Origin of the sequence: Albibacillus kandeliae (assembly GCF_003116585.1) — a bacterium.
Classification (GTDB): domain Bacteria; phylum Pseudomonadota; class Alphaproteobacteria; order Rhodobacterales; family Rhodobacteraceae; genus Albibacillus; species Albibacillus kandeliae.
The window spans coordinates 447,900-470,101 of the sequence record NZ_QEHM01000001.1; the positions used below are offsets into that span (position 1 = coordinate 447,900).

The following is a 22,202-nucleotide window of genomic DNA, read 5'->3' on the forward strand; positions in this document are numbered from 1 at the left end:
GCCAGAGCGGGGCGTGAAAGTCAATCGGCGGGGGAATCGCGTTTTGTGCGCAGGCGGATAACGGGACGTGATGGCGGTTTTGGGCCTAAGGACGGTCCGGCAGGCCGGCGCGCTGTTTCCGTGGCAGGCTGGCGCGGATCAGGTCGTAGGAGGTCAGCACGCGGTGGCGGACTTCCTCTGCCTCGGCAGGCCATTCGAGGCGTACCCAGCTGGCATGGAAATAGGGCGCGCGGATAGCCGGGCCCGCGTCGATCAGCATGCGGGCGGTCTCCACGTCGCGGGTCTTGACCGAGACGCCGTTGCGCCTGCGTCCGTAGAGGGCGAAGAGCTTGCCGCCGACCTTCCAGCCGTCGAGCTCTCCCTCGGCGCGGTGGGTGCGCTCGGCCCCGGGGAGGGTGGCGCAGAGGCTATCGACGATCTCCTCGCTCATGGGCGCGGGGGGAGCGCAGCCTGCGCCTTGCGGGTCAGCGCCGCGCGGATGATGTCGTAGGACTGGCCGAGGCGGTGCGCGATCTCGTCTTCGCCGGTGCCCCAGGGGAGCAGAACCCAGCTGCGGTGGAAATACTTGGCCCGCTCGCCCACGCCCGCGTCGATGAGCATCTGCGCGGTCTCGGGGTCCGGCGTCTTGACCGCGACGCCGAGATCCATCGAGCCGATGCAGGCGAACATCTTGCCGCCCACCTTCCACGCGTCGTGCCCGCCGCCCCAGGGGTCGGAGACTTCGGCTCCGGGGAAGGTGGCGCAGATGCGGTTGACGGTGTCGCGGCTCATGGGGGCAGGGTGGCGGAGGCCTCCGAGTCGTTCAAGACGCTTGATCCGCATCGCGGCTCGGCGTAAGACCGATCCCATGAACCGTACCTGCATCATCATTTGCTGCATTATTCCCTGCTGATACACCAGCGGGCCGGTTTTCTTCGTTTACATCCCACGAACAAGTTGCCAAGCCCGCGCCGGAGGCCCCCGTGCGAGGACGCATGACATGACGACGATCAAGCTGACCAATACCAGGACGCGGACGAAGGAAGCGTTCGTTCCCATCGATGCCGACAACGTGCGCATGTATGTCTGCGGGCCGACCGTCTATGACCGCGCGCACCTTGGCAATGCGCGGCCCGTGGTGGTCTTTGACGTGCTTTACCGGTTGCTGCGCCATGTCTATGGCGCCGACCACGTGACCTACGTGCGCAACTTCACCGACGTGGACGACAAGATCAACGCGCGGGCCAAGGAGAGCGGGCGCGCCATCGGCGAGATCACGGCGGAGACGACGCAGTGGTTCCTTGACGACATGGGAGCGCTGGGCGCGCTGGAGCCCAACGCCATGCCGCGCGCGACGCAGTTCATTCCGCAGATGGTCGAGATGATCGAGGAGCTGATCGCCAAGGGACACGCCTATGCGGCGGAGGGGCATGTGCTGTTTGCCGTGGACTCGTGGCGGGAGGGCTATGGCAAGCTCTCGGGCCGGTCGGTCGATGACATGATCGCGGGGGCGCGCGTGGAAGTGGCGCCCTACAAGAAGAACCCGATGGACTTTGTCCTGTGGAAGCCCTCGTCTGACGACCTGCCGGGCTGGGACAGCCCCTGGGGCCGTGGACGCCCGGGCTGGCACATCGAATGCTCGGCCATGAGCTACGAGCTGCTGGGGGCGAGCTTTGACATTCACGGGGGCGGCAACGACCTGATGTTCCCGCACCACGAGAACGAGATCGCCCAGAGCTGCTGCGCCCATCCGGAGGGGCAGTTCGCCAAGGTCTGGCTGCACAACGAGATGCTGCAGGTGGAAGGCAAGAAGATGTCCAAGAGCCTGGGCAACTTCTTTACCGTGCATGACCTGCTGGATCAGGGCGTGCCGGGCGAGGTGATCCGCTTCGTTTTCCTGAGCACCCATTACCGCAAGCCGATGGACTGGACCGAGGCGAAGGCCCGGGAGGCGGAGAAGACGCTGCGCAAGTGGTATGGGCAGGCTGAGGGGGCGCAGTCCAGCGGTGAGGTGTCTCAGACCGTGATCGACGCGCTGGCCGACGACCTGAACACCGCCGGCGCGCTGACCGAACTGCACCAGCTGTCGCAGGCCGACGATGTGGCGACGCTGCGCGCGACGCTGCAGTTCCTCGGGCTCATGGGGCAGGAGACGCCCGCATGGGCCGCCGCCCCGGATATCGACCTCTCGGGATATGCGGACAGGCTCGCGGCGCTTCGGTCTGCGGCGATGGAGAGCAAGGATTTCTCTGCCGTGGACGCGATGAAGACCGCGCTGACCGAGGCCGGGGTCGAGGTGCGGATGAGCAAGGCGGGCGTGGAACTGCTGCCCGGCGCCGGGTTCGACGCCGCGAAGCTGGAGGCACTGGCATGACGAAGGGTGTGCTGACGTTGGCCGTGGACGGGGGCTGTCTGCCCCCGCCGGACCGGACAGGCCGGTCCGCCCCCGAGGATACTTGGACCCCAAAGAATTCGCGTCGCGTCCCGGGCGTGCCCAGGGACCTTGCGGGTCTTTGCCGGGTGGAGGCCCCGGAGCAGGTCGGGGGCGGGACAGGTGGCTGGGGCGGCATTGAGGTTTTGGGCGGGGGCTGTCTGCCCCTGCCGGACCGTGCAGGATGGTCCGCTCCCGAGCATATTTGGACCCCAAAGAATTCGCGTCGCGTCCCGGGCTTGCCCCGGGACCTCGTGGGTCTTTGTGGGGGGGAGGCCCCGGAGCAGGTCCGGGGCGGGACAGATGGCTGGGGCGGCATTGAGGTTTTGGGCGGGGGAGTTTGGGCATGACACGCGAGCGGCTTTACATCTACGACACGACGCTGCGCGACGGGCAGCAGACGCAGGGCGTGCAGTTCTCGACTGCCGACAAGGTGACGATCGCCAAGGCGCTGGATGCGCTGGGCGTGGATTACATCGAGGGCGGCTGGCCCGGGGCGAACCCGACGGATTCGGCCTTTTTCGACTTGGCGCCGAAGACGCGGGCGCGCATGACCGCATTTGGCATGACCAAGCGGGCCGGGCGCTCGGCCGAGAATGACGACGTGCTGGCGGCGGTGATGAACGCGGGGACCGGGACCGTCTGCCTCGTGGGCAAGAGCCACGACTACCATGTCGAGACGGCGCTGGGCATCACGCTGGATGAGAACACGGAGAACATCCGCGCCTCGATCGCCCATATCGTGGCCGAGGGGCGCGAGGCGCTCTTCGACGCGGAGCATTTCTTTGACGGCTACAAGGCCAACCCGGCCTATGCGCTGGAGGCCTGCCGGGCCGCCTTTGACGCCGGGGCGCGCTGGGTGGTGCTGTGCGACACCAATGGCGGGACGCTGCCCGACGAGATCGCGCGGATCGTGCGCGAGGTGATCGCGGCGGGCATCCCCGGGGATCACCTTGGCATCCATACCCATAACGACACCGAGAACGCGGTGGCGGGATCGCTGGCGGCGGTGGTGGCCGGGGCGCGCCAGATCCAGGGCACGCTGAACGGGCTGGGTGAACGCTGCGGCAACGCCAACCTCGTGTCGATCATCCCGACGCTGCTGCTGAAGGAGCCCTATGCGAGTGCCTTTGACACCGGGGTGAACCTTGAGGCGCTGGAGGGGATCACCAAGGTCAGCCGGATGCTGGACGACATCCTGAACCGCATCCCGATGCGGCAGGCGCCCTATGTCGGCGCTTCGGCCTTTGCGCACAAGGCGGGGCTCCATGCCAGCGCCATCGTGAAGGACCCGAGCACCTACGAGCATGTCGATCCCTCGGTGGTGGGCAACGAGCGCATCATCCCGATGTCGAACCAGGCCGGGCAGTCGAACCTGCGGCGGCGGCTGTCGGAGGCCGGGTTCGAAGTGGAGAAGGGCGACCCGGCGCTGGGGCGCATCCTCGAGACGGTGAAGGCGCGCGAGGACGCGGGCTATTCCTACGACTCGGCGCAGGCGAGCTTTGAGCTGCTGGCGCGCGAGGAGCTGGGGCTGACGCAGCGCTATTTCGACGTGGAGCGCTATCGGGTGATCTCGGAACGGCGGCGCAATGCCAAGGGCATGGTCGTGGTCGAGTCGGAGGCGGTGGTGACCGTGCAGTTCCCGGACGGGACCAAGCGCACCGGCTATTTCAAGAACGAGCATCCGCAGGACCTGCATGACGACGGGCCGGTGAACGCCCTGTGGCAGTCGCTGAAGAGCGACCTCGGGCCCTACCAGGAGCGGATAGAGGATATCCAGCTGACCGACTTCAAGGTGCGGATCACCAATGGCGGGACCGAGGCGGTGACGCGGGTCATCATAGACTTCAAGGACCGCGACAACCGGCGCTGGTCGACCGTCGGGGTCAGCCCGAACATAGTGGACGCGAGTTTCCAGGCGTTGCATGACGCGATCCGTTGGAAGCTGGCGCAGGATGTGCGGGCGCTGTGAGGCGTTGGTGTGAGGTTGACTGGGTGAAGGTGTGTGTTTTCAGATGCTTCCGCCGTGGCGCTGATGTGGCGCGCGAGGTGATGCGTGAGCTTTGACGCGAACCTGACCGCCTGTGCGGCCCTGGTCGAGCGGGCCGATCCGGACCGGTTTTGCGCCGCGATGGCCGCGCCGGTGCGGGCGCGACGGGTGCTGTTCCCGCTCTACGCGATGAACGTCGAGATCTCGCGGGCGCCCTGGGTCACGGCGGAGGCGATGATCGCCGAGATGCGGCTGCAGTGGTGGCGCGACGCGCTGGGCGAGATCGCCGGGCGCGAGGTGGTGCGGCGGCACGAAGTGGTGACGCCGCTGGCGGAGGTGCTGGACCCCGAGCTTGCCGCGCTGCTGGACGAGACGGTGGCGGTGCGGCGCTGGGATATCTACCGCGATCCCTTCGAGGATGCGGGGCATTTCCGCGACTACATCGACCGTAGCTCGGGCAGCCTGTTCTGGGTTGCCGCCGCCTCGCTGGGCGCGGCGGAGGAGGGCGTGGTGCGCGACTTCGGCTGGGGCGTCGGCGTGGCGAACTGGCTGGTGGCGGTGCCGGAGCTGGAGGCGCGGCACCGGGTGCCATTGCTGGACGGAACCGAGGCCGGGGTGCGGGCGCTGGCGGGCGAGGCGTTGGAGCGGCTCGAGGGGGCGCGGCGGCAGCGGTCGAAGGTATCGGCCGGGGCCGCGGCGGCGCTGATCAGCGGCTGGCAGGCGCGCACGCTCCTGCGTCAGGCCGAGGCGGAGCCCGGGCGGGTGGCCGCCGGGGCGCTTGGCGTCGGGCCGGTGCGGTCGCGGGTGCTGCTGGTCAAGGCCGCATCGGGCCGGTGGTAGAGCCGGGGCGGGCGCCGCGCGCCCGCCGGTGATCAGGCCAGTTTCTCTTTCGGTTGGAACATCAGCCAGATCAGCGCGCCGCCGGCGAGGACGAGGGCCGGGGCCATCGCCATGTTGACGGCGGTCCAGCCCTCGACCGGAGAGCCGCCGGAGCAGTTCATCAGGCCGCCGGAGGAGAGCGAGGCGACGGTGACGCCGCCGAAGACGATCAGGTCGTTGAGACCCTGCATCCGGCCGCGTTCCTCGGCGGTATGGGCGCTGGCGAGCAGGGTGGTGGCGCCGATGAAGCCGAAGTTCCAGCCGATCCCCAGCAGCACGAGCGCCACAAAGAAGTTGCCGAGTTCGACGCCCTGCAGCGCCACGAGGCCCGCGCCGAGCAGGATCATCAGGCCGAGCCCCATGATCGGCTTGACCCCGAAGCGGGCGATCAGGTGGCCGGTGAAGAAGGAAGGGACGTACATGGCGAGTACGTGGCTGGTCACGATGTCGGCGGCATTGTCGCGGGTGAAGCCGCAGCCGACCACCGCGAGCGGCGTCGAGGTCATCACCAGGTTCATCAGAGCGTAGGAGACGGTGCCGCAGATCACCGCGACGGCAATGGTCGGGGTGGTGAGCAGCTGGAGTCGGCTGCGGCCCTGCGCGGCGCCCCGCGCCACGCGCGGGGGCGTCGGGATGTCGATCAGCAGGAACAGGAAGAAGCCGAGCACGTTGACCGCGACCACGGCGGCGTAGGTGCCGAGGAAGGGGATCACGAAAGCGTCGGAGGTCAGCTTGACCACCTGCGGGCCGATGATGGCCGAGGCGAGGCCGCCCGCCATCACGTAGGAGATCGCCTTGGGGCGGAAGGCGTCGGAGGCAGTGTCGGCGGCGGCGAAGCGGTAGAAGCCATGCGCGCTCATGTAGATGCCGGTCAGGAAGCTGCCGAGCAGGAAGATCGGGAAGGAGGCGAGGTAGAGGCCCAAGGCCCCGACCAGCCCGCCCGCGATGCCCCCGGTGGCCCCGACGAAGAAGCCCGCGCGGCGGCCCCAGCGCTGCATGATGGCCGACATCGGGGTGGCCGAGAGCATGGAGGCGAGCACGATCAGCGAGATCGGCAGGGTCGCGAAACAGGGGTTCGAGGCCAGCGACTGCCCCGCGAGGCCGCCGATTGTGAAGATCATCGGCATCTGGGCACCGAGGATGGCCTGCGCGAGGACGAGTACGGTTACGTTGCGCTTGGCACGGGCCTGGCTGGCTTCGCTGTCGGGGATGTCGGTGATCGTTGTCATGTGCAGCTTCGTATTCCTGACGCTTCACGGCGGCAAGAGGCTTGCCCCGCTGGAAGCCTGCGCGCATTCTCCGCGCCATGTGGTCCATCTCAGCTTTTCCTTTGCCCGTCGAGACTTGCAGCCGTGCGATCCTGCGGGGGCCTGTCGCATGAGCGTGGGCCGGGTGATCGTCGGGGACAGCTGCGTCGCCGAGGGGGCGGACTGGCTGGCGGGCCGCGACTCGCGATTCGCCGCCGCGCTGGAGCAGACCGGACCGCTGCCGCTGCGGCTGCGCGAGGACGGGTTCGCGGCGCTGCTGAGCGCCATCGTCAGCCAGCAGGTGAGCACGGCCTCGGCGCAGGCGATCTGGGGGCGGATGGTCGCCGCGGGGCTGGTGACGCCAGAGAGGGTGGCAGCGGCGGACGAGGAGGCCCTGCGGGCGGTGGGCCTGAGCCGGCCCAAGATGCGCTATGCCCGCGCCCTCGCCGGGGCCGGGCTGAACTATGCCGCCCTGCGCGCAACTCCGACGGAGGAGGTGATCGCGACGCTGACGGCGGTGCCGGGGATCGGGGTCTGGACGGCCGAGATCTATGCCATGTTCAGCCTCGGGCGCGCGGATGTCTTCGCGCCGGGCGATCTGGCCTTGCAGGAGGCCGCGCGGCTGCTGTTTGATCTGCCCGAGCGGCCGAAGGAACGCGTGTTCCGGGACATGGCCGAGGACTGGCGTCCGTGGCGCTCTGTTGCGGCGCGGCTGCTGTGGTCCTATTACCGGGTGGTCAAGAACAGGGAAGGCATTTCATGACAAGAGTTCTGCAGGCGGGCCGGGTCGAGCCCAAATCGGGGGAGACGCGTTCGGTCGTGGTGTTCCTGCATGGCTACGGCGCCAACGGGGCCGATCTGCTGGGTCTGGCCGATCCGCTGGGCGACCACCTGCCCGACACGCTGTTCGTGGCGCCCGATGCGCCCGAGGAACTGCCGGGGATGCCGGGCGGGTTCCAATGGTTCCCGATCCCCTGGCTCGACGGATCGAGCGAGGAGGAGGCCGAGCGCGGCATGGCGGCGGCGATCGACGACCTCAACGCCTTTCTCGACGCGCTGATGGTGGACGAGGACCTGCTGCCCGAGCAGGTCGCGCTGATCGGCTTCTCGCAAGGCTCGATGATGTCGCTGCACGTGGCGCCCCGGCGCGAGGATGCCATCGCGGGTGTCGTCGCCTTCTCGGGCCGTCTGCTGACGCCCGAAACGCTGGCTGACGAGGTCAAGGTGCGCTTTCCGGTGCTGCTGGTGCATGGCGACATGGACGACGTGGTGCCGCCGCAGTCGCTGCCCGCCGCCGCCGAGGCGCTGCAGCAGGCCGGGTTCGAGGAGGTCTATGCCCACGTGATGAAGGGCACCGCCCACGGCATTGCCCCGGACGGGCTGAGCGTGGCGCTGGCCTTCCTGCGGGACAAGCTGAGTTTCTAGAGGAGGAGACGGGGATGCTGATCGTGACGGGCACCATGCAGGTGCCGGAGACCGAGGTGGAGGCGATGAAGCTGGCGGCCAACGAGGTGGCGCGGGCGACGCGCCACGAGGAGGGCTGCATCGAGTACGCCTTCTGGCAGGACATCGACAACCCGGCCAAGTTCCGCGTTTACGAGGAGTGGCGCGACCTCGACTGCCTCAAGGCGCACGGGAAATCGGCACACATGGCGGTCTACCGGGAGAAGCTGGAAGGCATGGGCGCCTTCGGGCGCGACATCAACCTGTTCGACCCGGGCCCGATCACCAAGCTTTGAGGGGGTCCGTGACATCGGTCGCAGCGCCGCGGGTCAGTAGTGATAGCGGCACTGCGCGATCTCGAGATCCTGCGCCTCGCCGCTGCCGGAGACACGGTAGACCAGTCGGTGCTCGCCCGTGATCCTGCGCGACCACCAGCCCGAGAGATTGCCCTTGAGGGCCTCGGGTTTGCCGGTGCCGGTAAAAGGGTGCCGGCGGCATTCCTCGATGAGCTTGTTCAGGCGCGCCAGAACGGTCGGGTCTGCTGATTGCCAGTAGAGATAGTCGGCCCAGGCGTGGGTCGCGAACTTAACCTTCACGCATCAGGTCTCGTTCTTCGCCGCCTCCGGCGTCCAGTTCCTCGATCGCCTCGCGGAGACGCTTGGCATTCGTGGGAGAGGACAGCAGGTGCAGCGTCGCCTGGATGGCATCCCATTCGCCCTGCGCCACCATGACGACGGATTCACGGCCCGTGCGGGTGATCACGGTTTCTTCCCGGTCCTGAACAACCTTGTCCATTGCACCGGCCAGACCGTTGCGCGCATCTGTGTAGGTCAGGATGTTCATGTGGCCTCCGGTAGCATGGCGTCGCGATCCGGGGCTGCGACGCTCACCTCTATATGTACAGCATTCTGTACAAGTCAAGTGAGGCGGGCTCACACGCCGTCCCAGAGCCAGCCTTCGGCGAATTCCACCGAGTTGCCTGCCGGGTCGCGCACGTAGAGCGAATGGGCCCCGCTGGGCCAGTCGAACTCGGCATCCACCGCGACGCCTGCGGCGATGAGGCGGGCGCGCAGGGCGGCGATCTCGGCGCGGGGCATGGCGAAACAGACATGGCCCGGCCCGCGGGCGCCGTGGGGTGGCACCGGGAGCTTGGGGTTGCCGGGGGGCTTTTCCGTCTCGGCCGGGTTGAAGATCAGCAGGACGGCGGTGCCGACCCGGTAGAAGGCGTGCCGGGTGCCGATGCGCTGGATCCGCTCGAGGCCGAGCAGGTCGCCGTAGAACGCCTCGGCGGCATCGAGGTCGTCGACATAGAGCGCCGCCTCGAGGAGGGCGCCGGGGGCGGGGGCGTCGGGCAGGTGGGACATGGCCCCAGAGTATCAGCGGCGGCGGCGCCTGTCAGCGGTTGGTGTCGCGGGCGGGTCGATCAGGTCCCAGCGGCCGGGAGCGAGCCCGTCGAGGGTCCAGGCACCGATGCCGTAGCGGATCAGGCGCAGGGTGGGGTGGCCCACGGCGGCGGTCATGCGGCGCACCTGACGGTTGCGGCCTTCCGAGATGGTGAGTTCGAGCCAGGTGTCGGGGACCGACTTGCGCACCCGGATCGGCGGTGTCCGGGGCCAGAGGCCGGGCGGTTCCGCCATCAGCCGCGCCTTGGCGGGGCGCGTGAGCCCGTCCTTCAGTTCCACTCCCTTGCGCAGGGCGGCGAGCGCGGTTTCGTCGGGCGTGCCCTCGACCTGCACCCAGTAGGTCTTGGCCATCTTGTGGCGCGGATCGGCGATGCTGGCCTGCAGCTTGCCGTCGTCGGTCAGCAGCATCAGCCCCTCGCTGTCACGGTCCAGCCGGCCGGCCGGGTAGACCCCCTTGAGATCGATGAAATCGGCGAGAGTCGACCGGCCCTGACCGTCGGTGAACTGCGGCAGGACATCGAAAGGTTTGTTGAAGCGAAGAAGGCGGGGCATGGATTTCCTGCTAATGAAAGCTAGAACCAAATGGAAGGGCGACAGGCCGGATCGAGGCGCTGTATCTTCTGTGGATAACTGTCACCTGCCTGTCACGTAATCAGTTTAGGGACAAGCCGAGATGTAGTGGTCACTCCGCGCTTGCCAGAGTTCAACCACGATATATAGTCATACCGAAGCCGGGTGAGAACGGCAGTGGAATCGCTCCCGTTCGGGTCCGGCCGCAGGACCGGAAAGGACGATTACGCGCATGTCAGGCGATTTCAGGACGGAGTTCGTACGCGAACCCGGGGCGTTGAAACACCACCCGGCGCTGGTGCTGAACGCAGACTACAGGCCGCTCTCCTACTACCCCCTGTCGCTCTGGCCGTGGCAGGAGGCGATCAAGGCCGCCTGGCTGGATCGGGTGGATATCGTGGCCGAGTATGACGAGGTGGTCAGGAGCCCAAGTACCACCATCAGGATACCCTCGGTGGTGGTCCTGAAAGATTACGTGAAACCCAGAAAGCGCGTGGCCTTCACGCGCTTTAATCTTTTCTTGAGGGACGAATTCCGCTGCCAGTACTGCGGCAGCCGGGGCGACCTGACCTTCGACCACGTGGTGCCGCGCGCGGCGGGCGGGGTGACCAGCTGGCAGAACGTGGTGGCGGCCTGTTCGCCCTGCAATCTGCACAAGGGCTCCAAATCGCTGCGGCAGGCGGGCATGCACCTGATGAAACCGCCGCGCCAGCCCGGCGCGGAGGAGCTGCGCAACATGGGCCGCAAGTTTCCTCCCAATCACCTGCACGAGAGCTGGATCGACTTTCTCTACTGGGATGCGGAACTGGAGGCCTGACCCCCTGACGCCGCGCCCGGTGGCGGGCTTCGGGATGTGAGTATTTGGGGAGAAAAGATGAGCGGGACCCTCGCAGCTTTTCTTTCCAAATACTCGACTGCGCCGGCGGCGACGCCCGGTCCCACCGCGACAATGTGATCGCCACGGTGCCGCGAAAACCGTTGGCCGCGCCGCGCCGCCCTCCTATAGAGAGGGCATGATTACAGAGCTCGGCCACTTCTCCCTGATCCTCGCCACCTTGGTCGCCGTCGTGCAGATGGTGATTCCGATGGTCGGCGCCCAGAAACGCTGGACCGGATGGATGGCGGTGGCAGAACCGGCGGCGGTGCTGCAGTTCCTGCTGACCGCTTTTGCCTTTGGCGCGCTGATGCATGCCTTCATCGTCTCGGACTTCTCGGTCAAGCTGGTGGTGGAGAACAGCCATTCGCTGAAACCGATGCTCTACAAGATCAGCGGGACATGGGGGAACCACGAGGGGTCGATGCTGCTCTGGGTGCTGATCGTGACGCTGTTCGGCGCCTGTGCCGCGTGGTTCGGGGGCAACCTGCCGCCGAGCCTGCGGGCGCGGGTGCTGTCGGTGCAGGCGGCGATCGCGGTGGCCTTCTTCGCCTTCATCCTGTTCACCTCGAATCCCTTCCTGCGCATGGCGGTGCCGCCCTTCGACGGGCAGGACCTGAACCCGCTGCTGCAGGACCCCGGGCTCGCCTTCCACCCGCCGTTCCTCTACCTCGGCTATGTGGGGCTCTCGATGTCCTATTCCTTTGCCGTGGCCGCGCTGATCGAGGGGCGGGTCGATGCCGCCTGGGCGCGCTGGGTGCGGCCCTGGACGCTGGCGGCCTGGATCTTCCTGACCATCGGCATCGGGCTTGGTTCGTGGTGGGCCTATTACGAGCTGGGCTGGGGCGGGTTCTGGTTCTGGGACCCGGTCGAGAACGCCTCGTTCATGCCGTGGCTGCTGGCCGCCGCGCTGCTGCATTCCGCCATCGTGGTGGAAAAACGCGAGGCGCTGAAGAGCTGGACCATCCTGCTGGCGATCCTCGCCTTCGGTTTCTCGCTGATCGGCACCTTCATCGTGCGCTCGGGGCTGCTGACCTCGGTTCATGCCTTTGCCAACGATCCCGAGCGCGGCGTGTTCATCCTGATCCTGCTGGCGGCCTTCACCGGGGGCGGGCTGATGCTGTTCGCGCTGCGGGCCGGGGCGATGGAGGCCAAGGGGCTCTTTGCCATGGTCAGCCGCGAGAGCGCGCTGGTGGCCAACAACATTCTGCTGGCGGTGGGCTGTTTCGTGGTCTTCACCGGGACGCTCTGGCCGATGGTGGCCGAGATGGCCTTTGACCGGAAGCTGTCGGTGGGGCCGCCGTTCTTCGAGATGGCCTTTACCCCCTTCATGGTGCTGATCGGGCTGATCCTGCCCGTGGGGGCGCTGATGCCGTGGAAGCGGGCGCGGCTGGGGCGGGCGGTGCATGCGCTGCGCTACGTGTTCCTGCTGGCGCTGGCGCTGGCGGTGCTGGCATGGGCGGTGCAGACCGGGCGCAGCGCGCTGGGGCCGGTGGGCCTGTTCCTGGGGGCCTGGGTCGTCGGCGGGGCGCTGTTGGACCTCTGGGTGCGCGCGGGGCGCACGCCCGGGCGGCTGCCGCGACTGCCCCGCGCGGATTGGGGGCGGGTCGTTGCCCATGCGGGGCTGGGCATCACCATCTTCGCGATATCCGGCCTGATGGCGTGGCAGCAGGAAGACATCCGCGTGGCCCATACGGGCGAGAGTTTCGACGTCGGGGGCTATACGCTCTCGCTGGAGCGGGTGGAGCAGGGCCGGGGGCCGAACTACTTCACCACGCGCGGTATCGTGCATCTGAGCGACGGCAGTGGCGAGATCGCGGTGCTGGAGCCAGAGAAGCGGGTCTACCCGGTGGCCGGGATGCCGACCACCGAGGCGGCCATCGACTATCGCCTGCTGCGCGACGTCTACGTGGTGATCGGTGACGCGCAGGCTGACGGCGGCTGGGTGATGCGGACCTATATCAAGCCTTTCGCCAACTGGATCTGGGGCGGGGTGCTGATGATGGGGCTGGGCGGGCTGCTGAGCCTGACCGACCGGCGGTTCCGGGTGGCGGCAGGCGCGCGCGCCGGGGCCAAGGCGGTACCGGCGGAATGAAGCGGGTCCTGACGCTGATTGCGGTGCTGGTGGCGCTGGCGGCGCCTGCTTTCGCGGTGCAGCCCGACGAGGTTCTGGCCGACCCGGCGCTGGAGGCGCGGGCGCGCGAGATCAGCAAGGGTCTGCGCTGCCTTGTCTGCCGCAACGAGAGCATCGACGAGAGCAATGCCGACCTTGCGCGTGACCTGCGGGTGCTGCTGCGGGAGCGGCTGGTGGCCGGGGACAGCGACGCGGCGGCGGTGGACTATATCGTCGACCGTTACGGCGAATACGTGCTGCTGAAGCCGACCGCGGGCGGGGCGAACTGGCTGCTCTGGGCGGCGGGGCCGCTGATGCTGATACTGGCCGGGGGTATCGGTCTGTTCTATCTGCGTGGCCGCGCCCGGGCGTCCGAACCCGAGGCCGGGCTGAGCGCGGACGAGCGCGAACGGCTGAAGCGAATTCTCGAGGATTGACGCGCGGTTCCTCTTTCCACCCGCGCGCCGTTGCGTCACCTTGCGCGCAACCCGACCGGAGGAGAGATTTCCATGTCCTACCAGACCATCACGCTCGACATTGCCGATGGCGTTGCCGTCCTGACGCTGAACCGCCCCGACAAGATGAACTCGTTCACCGCGCAGATGCGGGCCGAGATCACCGACGCCGTGCGGTCGGCGCAGGAGACGGCCCGGGTCATCGTGCTGACCGGGGCCGGGCGCGCGTTCTGCTCGGGGCAGGATCTTGGCGATACCGGCGATGCCACCCAGATGGATCTGGAGCGTACGCTGCGCGACGAGTACACGCCGATGCTGGAAGCGATCACCGGTTGCCCGGTGCCGACCATCGCGGCGGTGAACGGCGCGGCGGCCGGGGCCGGGGCCAACCTCGCGCTGGCCTGCGACGTGGTGATCGCGGCCGAAAGCGCCTATTTCCTGCAGGCCTTTACCCGGATCGGGCTGCTGCCCGACGCGGGCGGGACGTGGTTCATGCCGCGCCACATGGGCATGGCCAAGGCGATGGGCGCGGCCCTGTTCGCCGACAAGATCAGTGCACGTCAGGCGAGCGACTGGGGCATGATCTGGGAAGCGGTGCCGGATGCGGAATTCGCGGAGCTGTGGAAGGCGCGGGCCGCCCACCTCGCGAGCGGGCCGACGCGCGCCTATGCGGCGGTCAAGGAGGCCATTCGCGGCAGCTTCGAGGCGGGTCTGTCCGAGCAGCTGGCCACCGAGGCGCACCTGCAGGGGGAATGCGGACGCAGCCGCGATTTCATGGAGGGCGTGGTGTCCTTCATGGAGAAGCGCAAGCCGGTCTTTGAAGGCCGCTGACTTGCCTAATCCGGGGCCGCCTCGTGGGCAGCCCCGGTTCGCCGCTCAGGCCGAGCGTTCGATCGCGTAGACGCCTACGGTGCGGTAGTCGATGCCGATGAGGGTCGACACCAGCTTGCCGTCGGCCAGAAGGATGGCGTTGCCCTCGTCGTCCTCGCTCATGGTCAGCTCCGGCTCCTCGGTGCCTTCGAGGTAGGAGTAGACGAGGAGGTCTTCGGCGGCGTCGAAGTCGGTGACGACCGATTGGCCGGTCTCGTCGGTTTCCAGCACGGTGAAGATATCGCTGCCGTCGCCGCCCGTGGCGGTATCTCCGGCGCCGATCACCAGCACGTCGTCGCCCGCGCCGCCATCGAGCGTGTCGGCCTCGCCATCGTCCTGAATGTCGAAATCGAGGATATCCCGGGTGGCGTCTTCGTCGCCGCGCTGGATCGCGTCGCGCAGGGCCTCGAGGGACTTGCCGCCGAGGTCTTGCGAGAAGAGATCGCCCCCGGCGAGGAAGTCGTCGCCGTAGCCGCCTTCAAGGGTGTCCTCTCCGGCGCCACCGACGAGGGTGTCGTCGTTCAGGCTGCCCTTGAGCGTGTCGTCGCCCTCGCCACCCAGCAGGAGGTCGTCTCCGGGACCGCTCTGCAGGAGGTCGTCGCCGGTGCCGCCGTTGAGGTAATCGTCGCCCTCGCTGCCGAAGAGCTGGTCGTCGCCGCCGCTGCCCACGAGAACATCGTCGCCTTCGTCGCCCCGGATGAAATCGTCGCCCGAGTTGCCCCAGACGAGGTCGTCGCCGGGACCGCCATAGATCTCGTCGGGCGCGCCCTGGCCGGTGATCGTGTCGTTGCCTTCACCGCCAAGAATGAGGTCGGCGCCGCTGGTGCCGGTGAGGACATCGTCGCCCTCGGTGCCGGTGATTTCCTCGCCGATCGGGACCGGCTTTTCGTCCTTGTCGTCGTCATCGTCGAAAGCCTCGACAAGACCGTAGAGACCGGCGACGCCAAGGACGCCGAGCAGAATGATTTCGATCATCGGAAAATGTGCCCTTTGAAAATTCCCCCGTACCTTGAGAGACCTCATCCGGGGGGAAGGGTCAACATGGGGCGCAGGACCCTCTGGTCATGGGAAACAGAGCGCGCGAAACCGGCGCGACTGTTTGCGGGTTTCGGCGAGGGGCGCGAGAAATGCCCGTGGGGCGGGAAAGGCGCTGCGGGCGTTCACCGCCTGACTCGCGCGCCTTTCCGCGTCAGCAGTTGTTCGACATCAGCGTCGCCCCGTCGGGGAGCAGGGTGTTGCAGGTGCGGGCCTTCTCAAAGGCCGACTCGTCGATATGGGCCCCCTTGAAGCGGGCGCCTGCGAGGTCTGCGCCTTCGAAGTCCACATCGCGGAAGCGGGCGTTGGCGAAGCTTGCGCCGCGCAGGCTGGCGTTGCGGAACGAGGTGCGTTCGATGCGGGCGTCATCGAAGATGGCGATCAGCAGGCCGGAGTCGGTGAAGTCGACGTTGTTGAGATAGGCGCGGGTGAGGTCGACCATGACATAGCTGTCACCGGAGAGGTCGACCTCGTCCATCTTGCAGTCAATGCAGCTGTGGTTCTCGAGGAACTTGTCCCTTGTGCTCTCCTCCGCCAGTGCCGGCTGGCACGAGGCCAGCACGGCAAGGGCAGCGGCCAGGGGTCTGGCAGAACGTCTCATGCCGCTGCTGTCTCCCTATTCGGTCTGGGGCGCGGCGAGGCGTTCGTTCAGCCGCGCGCCAAGCTCGGGGTCGCTCTGGGCGGCCTCGGCGATGGTCATGAATTCCTTGTAGTCGATGCCGTCGACCTTATCGACGCGCTCGCGGATCTCGGCGTTGCCCTTGTCGGCGATCTGCTGGCGCTCGGTATCGCTCTTGGCCTGTTCGAGCTGAGGCGTGTAGGTCTCGCGCACGTCCTGGATCTCGGCCATCGCGACGACGAAGGCTTCGAGCTTTTCGTCGGTGACGGGGCCGGAGGGGGTGGCTTCCGGGGTCTGGGCCTGGGCCTGCGGTGCGGCGGCGGAGGGGGCCTGCGGCGCGGTGGAGGTCGGGGCCTCGGCCAGTGCGGCGAGGGGGGCCACGCCGATGGAGAGGGCGAGGGCGGTCCCGGTGAGGGCGCGTTGAAGGGTCTTCATCGTGAACTCCTTGTGCTTTCGCGTTCGGTTGGTCGAGACACAAGAGTAAGGTCACCCGGGAGGTCCGGCAAATGGCTCAGCGGAATGGTGCGTGGGCGGCGCGAAACACCGGCATGAACCCGCGCGGCGCACGAAAAAGGCCGCCATCCTTGCGGATAGCGGCCTGAATTTACAGCGAAAGTCCGCTCAGCGGTTTTCGATGTCCGTGTAGTCGCGCTCGGTCGAGCCGAGGTAGAGCTGACGCGGACGGCCGATTTTCATCTGCGGATCGCCCAGCTGTTCCTTCCACTGCGAGATCCAGCCCACGGTGCGCGACAGCGCGAAGATCGGGGTGAACATCGAGGTCGGGAAGCCCATCGCCTCGAGGATGATGCCCGAGTAGAAGTCGACGTTCGGGAACAGCTTCTTCTCGGCGAAGTACGGATCCTCCAGCGCCTGCTTCTCGAGCTCCTTGGCGACCTGCAGGATCGGGTTGTTTTCGACACCCAGCAGATCGAGGACCTCGTCGGCGGACTTCTTCATCACGGTCGCCCGCGGGTCGAAGTTCTTGTAGACGCGGTGGCCGAAGCCCATCAGGCGGAACGGATCGTTCTTGTCCTTGGCGCGGGCGATGAACTCGGGGATGCGCTCGACCGAACCGATTTCCTTCAGCATCTCGAGGCAGGCCTGGTTAGCGCCGCCGTGTGCGGGGCCCCAGAGGCAGGCGATGCCGGCCGCGATGCAGGCGAAGGGGTTGGCGCCCGAGGACGAGGCCAGACGCACGGTCGAGGTCGAGGCGTTCTGCTCGTGGTCGGCGTGCAGCGTGAAGATACGGTCCATCGCGCGCGACAGGATCGGGTTCACCACGTATTCCTCGGCCGGAACCGCAAAGCACATGTGCAGGAAGTTCGAGGCGTAGTCGAGATCGTTGCGCGGGTACACGAAGGGCTGGCCCAAGTTGTACTTGTAGGCCCAGGCCGCGATCGTCGGCATCTTGGCGATCAGGCGGATCGAGGCGACCTCGCGCTGCCACGGATCGTGGATGTCGGTCGAGTCGTGGTAGAAGGCCGACATCGCGCCGACCACGCCGACCATGGTGGCCATCGGGTGCGCGTCGCGGCGGAAGCCACGGAAGAAATACTGCATCTGCTCGTGCAGCATGGTGTGGCGGGTCACGCGGGTCTCGAAGTCTTCGAGCTGGGACGCGGTCGGCAGCTCTCCGTAGAGCAACAGGTAGCAGACCTCGAGGTAGTGCGACTGTTCGGCCAGCTGGTCGATCGGGTAGCCGCGGTGCAGCAGTTCGCCCTTGTCGCCGTCGATGAAGGTGATGGTGCTGTCGCAGCTGGCGGTGGAGGTGAAGCCCGGATCGTAAGTGAAGACGCCTGCCTGACCGTAAAGCTTGCGGATGTCCAGCACGTCAGGACCGGCCGTTGGCGAGAGAATTGGCAGCTCGTAGGTCTCGCCATTCAGGCTCAACTGTGCGGATTTTTTGGTTTCGGTCATGATCGTCCCTTCCTCTTACGTATGCGGTTTCCGGGGTTCCGGGCCGCTCGGACAATGGCTGCATCGGGTGCAGCTCGGGTGGTACAGACGCCGCGTTACCCGAGTGTGAACATCAGGCAGGCTTGGCGGCATCCATAAGACGGGCCAGAGTTTCCTCGGGTCCAAGAACCAACATCATATCAAACACGGAAGGCGTTACCGCCCGGCCTGCAAGCGCCGCGCGCAGCGGGCCCGCCAGCTTGCCGAACTTGGTTCCCTGAGCTTCGGCAAAGCCGTTCAGGACCGCTTCCAGATCGTCACGCGACCAGCTAGCATTTTGCAATTGCGGCGTCAATTCTGACAGCATTGCTCGGGCTTCTTCGTCCAGCGCCTTGAGGGCCTTCTCGTCGCACTCAACCGGCCGTTGAGCCAGGACAAAACGCGCCTTTTCAAGAAGTTCCGGAAAGGTGCGGGCGCGGTCCTTGAGGCAGTACATGGCGCGCTCCAGCCCGTCGCCCTGACCTTGCGTCAGCGCCGGTTCCCCGGCTGCCACGAGATAGGCTTCGATCTCGTGCCGCAGCGCGGCATCGTCGCCGATGGCGACGTGCTGGCCGCAGAGGTTCTCGAGCTTCTTCATGTCGAAACGGGCCGGGCTCTTGCCGATGCCGTCGAGATCGAACCACTCCTGCGCCTGCGCGTCAGTGAAGAACTCGTCGTCGCCGTGGCTCCAGCCGAGGCGGGCGAGATAGTTGCGCATGCCGGCGGCGGGGTAACCCATCGCCTGGTATTCCTGCGCCCCGAGCGCGCCGTGGCGCTTGGAAAGTTTCTTGCCGTCGGGGCCGTGGATCAGCGGGATGTGGGCCCAGACCGGGACGGTCCAGCCCATCGCGTCGTAGATCATCATCTGGCGCGCGGCATTGTTCAGGTGATCGTCGCCCCGGATCACGTGGGTCACGCCCATGTCGTGGTCATCGACCACCACGGCGAGCATGTAGACCGGGGTGCCTTCCGAGCGCAGCAGGACCATGTCGTCGAGCTGGTCGTTGCGGATGGTGACGTCGCCCTGTACCCGGTCGCGGATTACCGTGGCGCCGTCCTGCGGGGCCTTGATGCGGATGACGTAGGGCATGTCGGGAAAGGTCGACGGGTCGGCATCGCGCCAGGGCGAGCGGAACAGGGTCGACTTGCCCTCGGCGCGGGCCTGTTCGCGGAAAGCCTCGATCTCTTCCTGGGTCGAGAAGCACTTGTAGGCCTTGCCCTCGGCCAGCAGTTGCAGGGCGACCTCGGCGTGGCGGTCGGCGCGCTCGAACTGGCTGATCACCTCGCCGTCGTGGTCGAGACCGAGCCACGACAGGCCCTGCAGGATGGCTGCCGTCGCCTCGGGCGTCGAGCGGGCCCGGTCGGTGTCTTCGATCCGCAGGAGGAACTTGCCGCCACGGCCGCGGGCATAGAGCCAGTTGAACAGGGCGGTGCGGGCGCCGCCGATGTGCAGGAACCCGGTGGGCGAAGGGGCGAAACGGGTGACAACCGGGTCTGTCATGGGGGCGATTTACCTTCTGGTAACCAATGGGGGCGTAGAGTTGGCGCCTGTCTATCGGGCCGAAAGGCGGGGGGCAAGATGCGCACCTTGTTGTGGCTGCCGGCAGGGATCCTGGGCACGCTCGACCAGATCCTGCTGGCACAGCGCGGGCATCTGTTCCCATGGGCGCCGGTCATATTCGCGGCCGGGATCGCCGCCTATTTCGCCTGTCCGGTAGAACCGCGATGGCCTGTCCACGCCCTGGCTGCGGCTGCCGGGGTCGTGGCGGCGGCGATCGCGTGGCGCCGGCCGGGAGGCTGGTCGGCGCTGGCCTGGGCGGTGGCCCTGGCGGCGGCCGGCTTTGGACTTGCCGGGTTGCGCGCTGCCTCGGTCGCCGCCCCGGTGCTCTCGTGGCACTACTATGGCCCGGTGGAAGGGCGCGTTGTCGGGCTGGATCGCTCCGCCTCCGACGCGGTGCGGATCACGCTCGACCGGGTGCGGCTGGAGCGTATCTCGCCCGCCCGGGTGCCGGAGCGGGTGCGCCTGTCGCTGCATGGCCCGCTCGCCGATCCCCAGCCGGGGGAGAGGGTCATGACCACCGCGCGCCTGTCGCCGCCGCAGGGACCGGTCGAGCCCGGCGGCTTTGATTTTCGCCGACATGCCTGGTTTCAGCGGTTGGGCGCGGTCGGTTACACGCGCGCGCCGTTGTTGACGGTGGCCCCGGCCGAGGGGGTGCGGCTGACCGCGCTGCGCATCGCTATCGCCTCGCACATCCGCGCGGCCTTGCCCGGCGAGGTCGGGGCCTTTGCCGCTGCAGTGACGACCGGTGACCGCAGCGGGGTGACGCAGGAGACGCTGGCCGACCTGCGCGCCAGCAACCTCGCGCATCTGCTGGCGATCTCGGGGCTGCACATGGGGCTGCTGGCCGGGTTCGTCTTTGGCGCGGTTCGCTTTGCGCTGGCGGCGGTGCCCTATGTCGCCCTGCGCTGGCCCCTGCGCGCCCTGTCCGCAGGCGCGGCGCTGGTGGCGGCGACCGGATACCTCGCGCTCTCGGGGGGCAACGTGGCGACGGAACGGGCCTACGTGATGGCGGGGGTGGCCCTGTTCGCGGTGATGGTGAACCGGCGGGCGCTGTCACTGCGCGCCGTCGCGCTGGCGGCGATGGTGGTGCTGGCGCTGCGGCCCGAGGCGCTGCTGGGCCCGGGGTTCCAGATGTCCTTTGCCGCGACCACGGCGCTGGTGGCGGTCTTTGGCGCGCTGCGGGGGATCGAACTGCCCCGGCTGCCGCGATGGCTCAGACCGGTGATGGCGGTGGTGATCTCCTCGACCGTGGCCGGGCTGGCCACCGCGCCGGTGGGGGCGGCGCATTTCAACACGCTATCGCACTACGGTCTGATCGCTAACCTGATCTCGGTTCCGGTGATGGGGCTGGTGGTGGTCCCCGCAGCGGTGCTGGCCGCCTGCCTTGCGCCGCTGGGGCTGGAGCAGGTGGGGCTGTGGATCATGGGGCGGGGTCTGGCCTGGATCCTTGGCGTGTCGGACCGGGTCGCGGCGCTTGACGGTGCGGTCGGGCAGGTGGTGAGCCCGGGGCCGTGGGTTCTGCCGCTGCTTGCGCTTGGCGGTCTGTGGCTGGTGCTGTGGCAGGGGCGCGCGCGGGTGGCCGGGCTGGTGCCGATGGTCATCGGCGCATGGCTCTGGGCCGGGGTGACGCGTCCGCCGGTGCTGGTGGCGGACAGCGGCGGGCTGGTCGGGGTGATGGAGGCGCAGGGGCGGGCGCTGAGCCGGGCGCGGGGCGATGGCTTTGTTGCCCGGGTCTGGCTGGAGAACGACGGGGATGCGGCGACCCAGCAGGAGGCCGCCGCGCGCTGGCCCGAGCAGGAGGGGCGGCTGCGGCGCATCGTCTTTGCCGGGCGCGAGATCGTGCATGTGGCGGGCAAGCGCGCGGCGGCGGAGCTGACGGATTGCACGGAGGGGCAGCTGGTGATCGCCTCGGTGCCCGTCGATCTGACGGGCCCCTGCGAGGTCTACGATGTCCGGCGGCTGCGCGAGACCGGGAGCCTTGCCATCTGGCCCGGGCGGGTGGTGACCGCGCGGGCCGTGTCGGGCGCGCGGCGCTGGAGCCCGGCGCCGCGACGCAAGCGTCAGTAGGTGCGGATCAGACCGACCAGACGGCCCTGGACCTTGACCTTGTCCTCGGGAAAGACGCGCGTTTCGTAGGCCGGGTTGGCGGCCTCGAGCGCGATGGCATTGCCCTTGCGCAGGAAGCGCTTGAGCGTCGCCTCGTGATCGTCGACCAGCGCCACCACGATATCGCCGTTGTCGGCCACCGCGGTTTCGCGGATCACCACCACGTCGCCGTCGTTGATCCCGGCCTCGATCATCGAGTCGCCCTTGACCACCAGCGCGTAGTGCTGGCCGCTGGAGGCGAGCATGGAGGCCGGCACCGCGACGTGACTCGACACTTCGCTGATCGCCTCGATCGGGACACCGGCGGCGATGCGGCCCATCACCGGCAGTTCGGTAGCCTCGGCCATGACGGGTTCGGAATTCGCGGGGCGCGGGCCGCTGGGGCGGTCGCCGTCGATCACGCGGGGCTGGAAGCCGGTCTGCGGATCGCCGCCAAGGCTCTCGGGCAGGCGGGTGATCTCGATGGCGCGGGCGCGGTGCGCGAGGCGTCGGATGAAGCCCCGTTCCTCGAGCGCGGTGATCAGGCGGTGGATGCCGGACTTGGAGCGCAGGTCGAGCGCGAGTTTCATCTCGTCGAAACTGGGCGGCACCCCGTCGCGCTGGATGCGCTTCTGGATGAAGTCCAGGAGTTCCAGTTGCTTCTTGGTCAGCATTGCTCTTGCCTCTTGGGGTTTATCTGCCTTTGTTCTACG

Annotated in this window: 24 protein-coding genes; 11 read left to right on the forward strand and 13 right to left on the reverse strand. The window is 67.8% G+C overall.

What is annotated here, in order from left to right:
- Window positions 1–85: 85 nt before the first annotated feature.
- Both DDT93_RS02130 and DDT93_RS02135 read right to left on the reverse strand, forming a co-directional pair.
- A complete protein-coding gene (locus tag DDT93_RS02130; protein WP_109464138.1) occupies window positions 86–430 on the reverse strand; it encodes an MmcQ/YjbR family DNA-binding protein in 345 nt (114 codons plus the stop codon).
- A complete protein-coding gene (locus DDT93_RS02135) occupies window positions 427–771 on the reverse strand; it encodes an MmcQ/YjbR family DNA-binding protein (protein ID WP_109464139.1) in 345 nt (114 codons plus the stop codon). The genes DDT93_RS02130 and DDT93_RS02135 overlap by 4 nt, the downstream gene beginning before the upstream one ends.
- A 208-nt stretch (window positions 772–979) precedes the next feature.
- On the opposite strand from DDT93_RS02135, the gene cysS reads away from it, so the two are divergent.
- The 3 genes from cysS (at window position 980) to DDT93_RS02150 (ending at window position 5,240) form a co-directional block, all read left to right on the forward strand.
- On the forward strand, window positions 980–2,353 hold the full coding sequence (gene cysS, locus DDT93_RS02140) for a cysteine--tRNA ligase (protein WP_109464140.1): 1,374 nt from the start codon (window positions 980–982) through the stop codon (window positions 2,351–2,353).
- Between the two features lie 403 nt (window positions 2,354–2,756).
- Window positions 2,757–4,382, forward strand: coding sequence for a citramalate synthase (gene cimA / locus DDT93_RS02145; RefSeq protein ID WP_109464141.1), 1,626 nt, complete (start codon window positions 2,757–2,759; stop codon window positions 4,380–4,382).
- Between the two features lie 84 nt (window positions 4,383–4,466).
- Window positions 4,467–5,240, forward strand: a complete 774-nt coding sequence (locus DDT93_RS02150; protein ID WP_109464142.1) for a squalene/phytoene synthase family protein — start codon at window positions 4,467–4,469, stop codon at window positions 5,238–5,240.
- Window positions 5,241–5,272: 32 nt separating this feature from the next.
- Here DDT93_RS02150 and DDT93_RS02155 read toward each other — a convergent pair whose 3' ends face one another.
- On the reverse strand, window positions 5,273–6,508 hold the full coding sequence (locus tag DDT93_RS02155; protein WP_109464143.1) for an MFS transporter: 1,236 nt from the start codon (window positions 6,506–6,508) through the stop codon (window positions 5,273–5,275).
- Window positions 6,509–6,656: 148 nt separating this feature from the next.
- On the opposite strand from DDT93_RS02155, the gene DDT93_RS02160 reads away from it, so the two are divergent.
- Genes DDT93_RS02160 through DDT93_RS02170 form a run of 3 tightly spaced genes read left to right on the forward strand, consistent with a single transcriptional unit; the run spans window position 6,657 to window position 8,265 of the window.
- The gene (locus tag DDT93_RS02160; protein WP_109464144.1) at window positions 6,657–7,289 is read left to right on the forward strand and encodes a DNA-3-methyladenine glycosylase family protein; all 633 of its coding nucleotides are present in this window, start codon (window positions 6,657–6,659) and stop codon (window positions 7,287–7,289) included.
- A complete protein-coding gene (locus tag DDT93_RS02165; protein ID WP_109464145.1) occupies window positions 7,286–7,951 on the forward strand; it encodes an alpha/beta hydrolase in 666 nt (221 codons plus the stop codon). Before DDT93_RS02160 ends, DDT93_RS02165 begins: the two co-directional genes overlap by 4 nt.
- 14 nt (window positions 7,952–7,965) lie before the next feature.
- A complete protein-coding gene (locus DDT93_RS02170; protein ID WP_109464146.1) occupies window positions 7,966–8,265 on the forward strand; it encodes a putative quinol monooxygenase in 300 nt (99 codons plus the stop codon).
- Between the two features lie 33 nt (window positions 8,266–8,298).
- Here the strand turns inward: DDT93_RS02170 and DDT93_RS02175 are convergent, their stop codons facing one another.
- From DDT93_RS02175 to DDT93_RS02190, 4 genes are all read right to left on the reverse strand, one after another.
- Entirely contained in the window at window positions 8,299–8,565 is a 267-nt protein-coding gene (locus DDT93_RS02175) for a Txe/YoeB family addiction module toxin (protein ID WP_109464147.1), read from the reverse strand.
- Complete coding sequence (locus DDT93_RS02180; protein WP_109464148.1) at window positions 8,555–8,812, reverse strand: type II toxin-antitoxin system Phd/YefM family antitoxin; 258 nt, start codon at window positions 8,810–8,812, stop codon at window positions 8,555–8,557. The genes DDT93_RS02175 and DDT93_RS02180 overlap by 11 nt, the downstream gene beginning before the upstream one ends.
- Before the next feature lie 89 nt (window positions 8,813–8,901).
- Window positions 8,902–9,333: a VOC family protein gene (locus tag DDT93_RS02185; protein ID WP_109464149.1), complete on the reverse strand. Its 432-nt coding sequence runs from the start codon at window positions 9,331–9,333 to the stop codon at window positions 8,902–8,904.
- A gap of 12 nt (window positions 9,334–9,345) precedes the next feature.
- Window positions 9,346–9,924 (reverse strand): pseudouridine synthase, encoded by a 579-nt coding sequence (locus DDT93_RS02190; RefSeq protein WP_109464150.1) that lies wholly within the window; start codon window positions 9,922–9,924, stop codon window positions 9,346–9,348.
- A 250-nt stretch (window positions 9,925–10,174) separates the two neighbouring features.
- On the opposite strand from DDT93_RS02190, the gene DDT93_RS02195 reads away from it, so the two are divergent.
- From DDT93_RS02195 to DDT93_RS02210, 4 genes are all read left to right on the forward strand, one after another.
- Window positions 10,175–10,759, forward strand: a complete 585-nt coding sequence (locus DDT93_RS02195; RefSeq protein ID WP_109464151.1) for an HNH endonuclease — start codon at window positions 10,175–10,177, stop codon at window positions 10,757–10,759.
- Between the two features lie 196 nt (window positions 10,760–10,955).
- Entirely contained in the window at window positions 10,956–12,911 is a 1,956-nt protein-coding gene (locus tag DDT93_RS02200) for a heme lyase CcmF/NrfE family subunit (protein ID WP_109464152.1), read from the forward strand.
- Window positions 12,908–13,366 carry a cytochrome c-type biogenesis protein gene (locus tag DDT93_RS02205; protein WP_109464153.1) on the forward strand — a complete coding sequence of 153 codons (459 nt, stop codon included), beginning with the start codon at window positions 12,908–12,910 and terminating at the stop codon, window positions 13,364–13,366. Before DDT93_RS02200 ends, DDT93_RS02205 begins: the two co-directional genes overlap by 4 nt.
- 72 nt (window positions 13,367–13,438) lie before the next feature.
- Window positions 13,439–14,215, forward strand: coding sequence for an enoyl-CoA hydratase-related protein (locus DDT93_RS02210; RefSeq protein ID WP_109464154.1), 777 nt, complete (start codon window positions 13,439–13,441; stop codon window positions 14,213–14,215).
- A gap of 45 nt (window positions 14,216–14,260) precedes the next feature.
- Here DDT93_RS02210 and DDT93_RS02215 read toward each other — a convergent pair whose 3' ends face one another.
- The 5 genes from DDT93_RS02215 to gltX form a co-directional block, all read right to left on the reverse strand.
- The gene (locus DDT93_RS02215) at window positions 14,261–15,229 is read right to left on the reverse strand and encodes a calcium-binding protein (RefSeq protein ID WP_157960075.1); all 969 of its coding nucleotides are present in this window, start codon (window positions 15,227–15,229) and stop codon (window positions 14,261–14,263) included.
- 214 nt (window positions 15,230–15,443) lie between these two features.
- Window positions 15,444–15,890: a pentapeptide repeat-containing protein gene (locus DDT93_RS02220; RefSeq protein WP_109464156.1), complete on the reverse strand. Its 447-nt coding sequence runs from the start codon at window positions 15,888–15,890 to the stop codon at window positions 15,444–15,446.
- A gap of 15 nt (window positions 15,891–15,905) precedes the next feature.
- Complete coding sequence (locus tag DDT93_RS02225) at window positions 15,906–16,343, reverse strand: DUF4168 domain-containing protein (RefSeq protein ID WP_109464157.1); 438 nt, start codon at window positions 16,341–16,343, stop codon at window positions 15,906–15,908.
- A gap of 186 nt (window positions 16,344–16,529) precedes the next feature.
- Complete coding sequence (gene gltA, locus DDT93_RS02230) at window positions 16,530–17,825, reverse strand: citrate synthase (protein WP_109464158.1); 1,296 nt, start codon at window positions 17,823–17,825, stop codon at window positions 16,530–16,532.
- 112 nt (window positions 17,826–17,937) lie between these two features.
- Entirely contained in the window at window positions 17,938–19,344 is a 1,407-nt protein-coding gene (gltX, locus tag DDT93_RS02235; RefSeq protein ID WP_109464159.1) for a glutamate--tRNA ligase, read from the reverse strand.
- Between the two features lie 78 nt (window positions 19,345–19,422).
- On the opposite strand from gltX, the gene DDT93_RS02240 reads away from it, so the two are divergent.
- Entirely contained in the window at window positions 19,423–21,471 is a 2,049-nt protein-coding gene (locus DDT93_RS02240) for a ComEC/Rec2 family competence protein (RefSeq protein WP_109464160.1), read from the forward strand.
- Here the strand turns inward: DDT93_RS02240 and lexA are convergent.
- A complete protein-coding gene (gene lexA, locus DDT93_RS02245; protein WP_109464161.1) occupies window positions 21,465–22,163 on the reverse strand; it encodes a transcriptional repressor LexA in 699 nt (232 codons plus the stop codon). The genes DDT93_RS02240 and lexA overlap by 7 nt on opposite strands.
- Window positions 22,164–22,202 lie beyond the last annotated feature (39 nt).

Excerpts from the sequence above, each read along its gene's own strand:
- DDT93_RS02130 (WP_109464138.1), bottom strand. The coding sequence starts at position 430 with ATGAGCGAGGAGATCGTCGATAGCCTCTGCGCCACCCTCCCCGGGGCC.
- DDT93_RS02135 (WP_109464139.1), bottom strand. The coding sequence starts at position 771 with ATGAGCCGCGACACCGTCAACCGCATCTGCGCCACCTTCCCCGGAGCC.
- cysS (WP_109464140.1), top strand. The coding sequence starts at position 980 with ATGACGACGATCAAGCTGACCAATACCAGGACGCGGACGAAGGAAGCG.
- cimA (WP_109464141.1), top strand. The coding sequence starts at position 2,757 with ATGACACGCGAGCGGCTTTACATCTACGACACGACGCTGCGCGACGGG.
- DDT93_RS02155 (WP_109464143.1), bottom strand. The coding sequence starts at position 6,508 with ATGACAACGATCACCGACATCCCCGACAGCGAAGCCAGCCAGGCCCGT.
- DDT93_RS02160 (WP_109464144.1), top strand. The coding sequence starts at position 6,657 with ATGAGCGTGGGCCGGGTGATCGTCGGGGACAGCTGCGTCGCCGAGGGG.
- DDT93_RS02165 (WP_109464145.1), top strand. The coding sequence starts at position 7,286 with ATGACAAGAGTTCTGCAGGCGGGCCGGGTCGAGCCCAAATCGGGGGAG.
- DDT93_RS02170 (WP_109464146.1), top strand. The coding sequence starts at position 7,966 with ATGCTGATCGTGACGGGCACCATGCAGGTGCCGGAGACCGAGGTGGAG.
- DDT93_RS02180 (WP_109464148.1), bottom strand. The coding sequence starts at position 8,812 with ATGAACATCCTGACCTACACAGATGCGCGCAACGGTCTGGCCGGTGCA.
- DDT93_RS02185 (WP_109464149.1), bottom strand. The coding sequence starts at position 9,333 with ATGTCCCACCTGCCCGACGCCCCCGCCCCCGGCGCCCTCCTCGAGGCG.
- DDT93_RS02190 (WP_109464150.1), bottom strand. The coding sequence starts at position 9,924 with ATGCCCCGCCTTCTTCGCTTCAACAAACCTTTCGATGTCCTGCCGCAG.
- DDT93_RS02195 (WP_109464151.1), top strand. The coding sequence starts at position 10,175 with ATGTCAGGCGATTTCAGGACGGAGTTCGTACGCGAACCCGGGGCGTTG.
- DDT93_RS02200 (WP_109464152.1), top strand. The coding sequence starts at position 10,956 with ATGATTACAGAGCTCGGCCACTTCTCCCTGATCCTCGCCACCTTGGTC.
- DDT93_RS02205 (WP_109464153.1), top strand. The coding sequence starts at position 12,908 with ATGAAGCGGGTCCTGACGCTGATTGCGGTGCTGGTGGCGCTGGCGGCG.
- DDT93_RS02210 (WP_109464154.1), top strand. The coding sequence starts at position 13,439 with ATGTCCTACCAGACCATCACGCTCGACATTGCCGATGGCGTTGCCGTC.
- DDT93_RS02215 (WP_157960075.1), bottom strand. The coding sequence starts at position 15,229 with ATGATCGAAATCATTCTGCTCGGCGTCCTTGGCGTCGCCGGTCTCTAC.
- DDT93_RS02220 (WP_109464156.1), bottom strand. The coding sequence starts at position 15,890 with ATGAGACGTTCTGCCAGACCCCTGGCCGCTGCCCTTGCCGTGCTGGCC.
- DDT93_RS02225 (WP_109464157.1), bottom strand. The coding sequence starts at position 16,343 with ATGAAGACCCTTCAACGCGCCCTCACCGGGACCGCCCTCGCCCTCTCC.
- gltA (WP_109464158.1), bottom strand. The coding sequence starts at position 17,825 with ATGACCGAAACCAAAAAATCCGCACAGTTGAGCCTGAATGGCGAGACC.
- gltX (WP_109464159.1), bottom strand. The coding sequence starts at position 19,344 with ATGACAGACCCGGTTGTCACCCGTTTCGCCCCTTCGCCCACCGGGTTC.
- DDT93_RS02240 (WP_109464160.1), top strand. The coding sequence starts at position 19,423 with ATGCGCACCTTGTTGTGGCTGCCGGCAGGGATCCTGGGCACGCTCGAC.
- lexA (WP_109464161.1), bottom strand. The coding sequence starts at position 22,163 with ATGCTGACCAAGAAGCAACTGGAACTCCTGGACTTCATCCAGAAGCGC.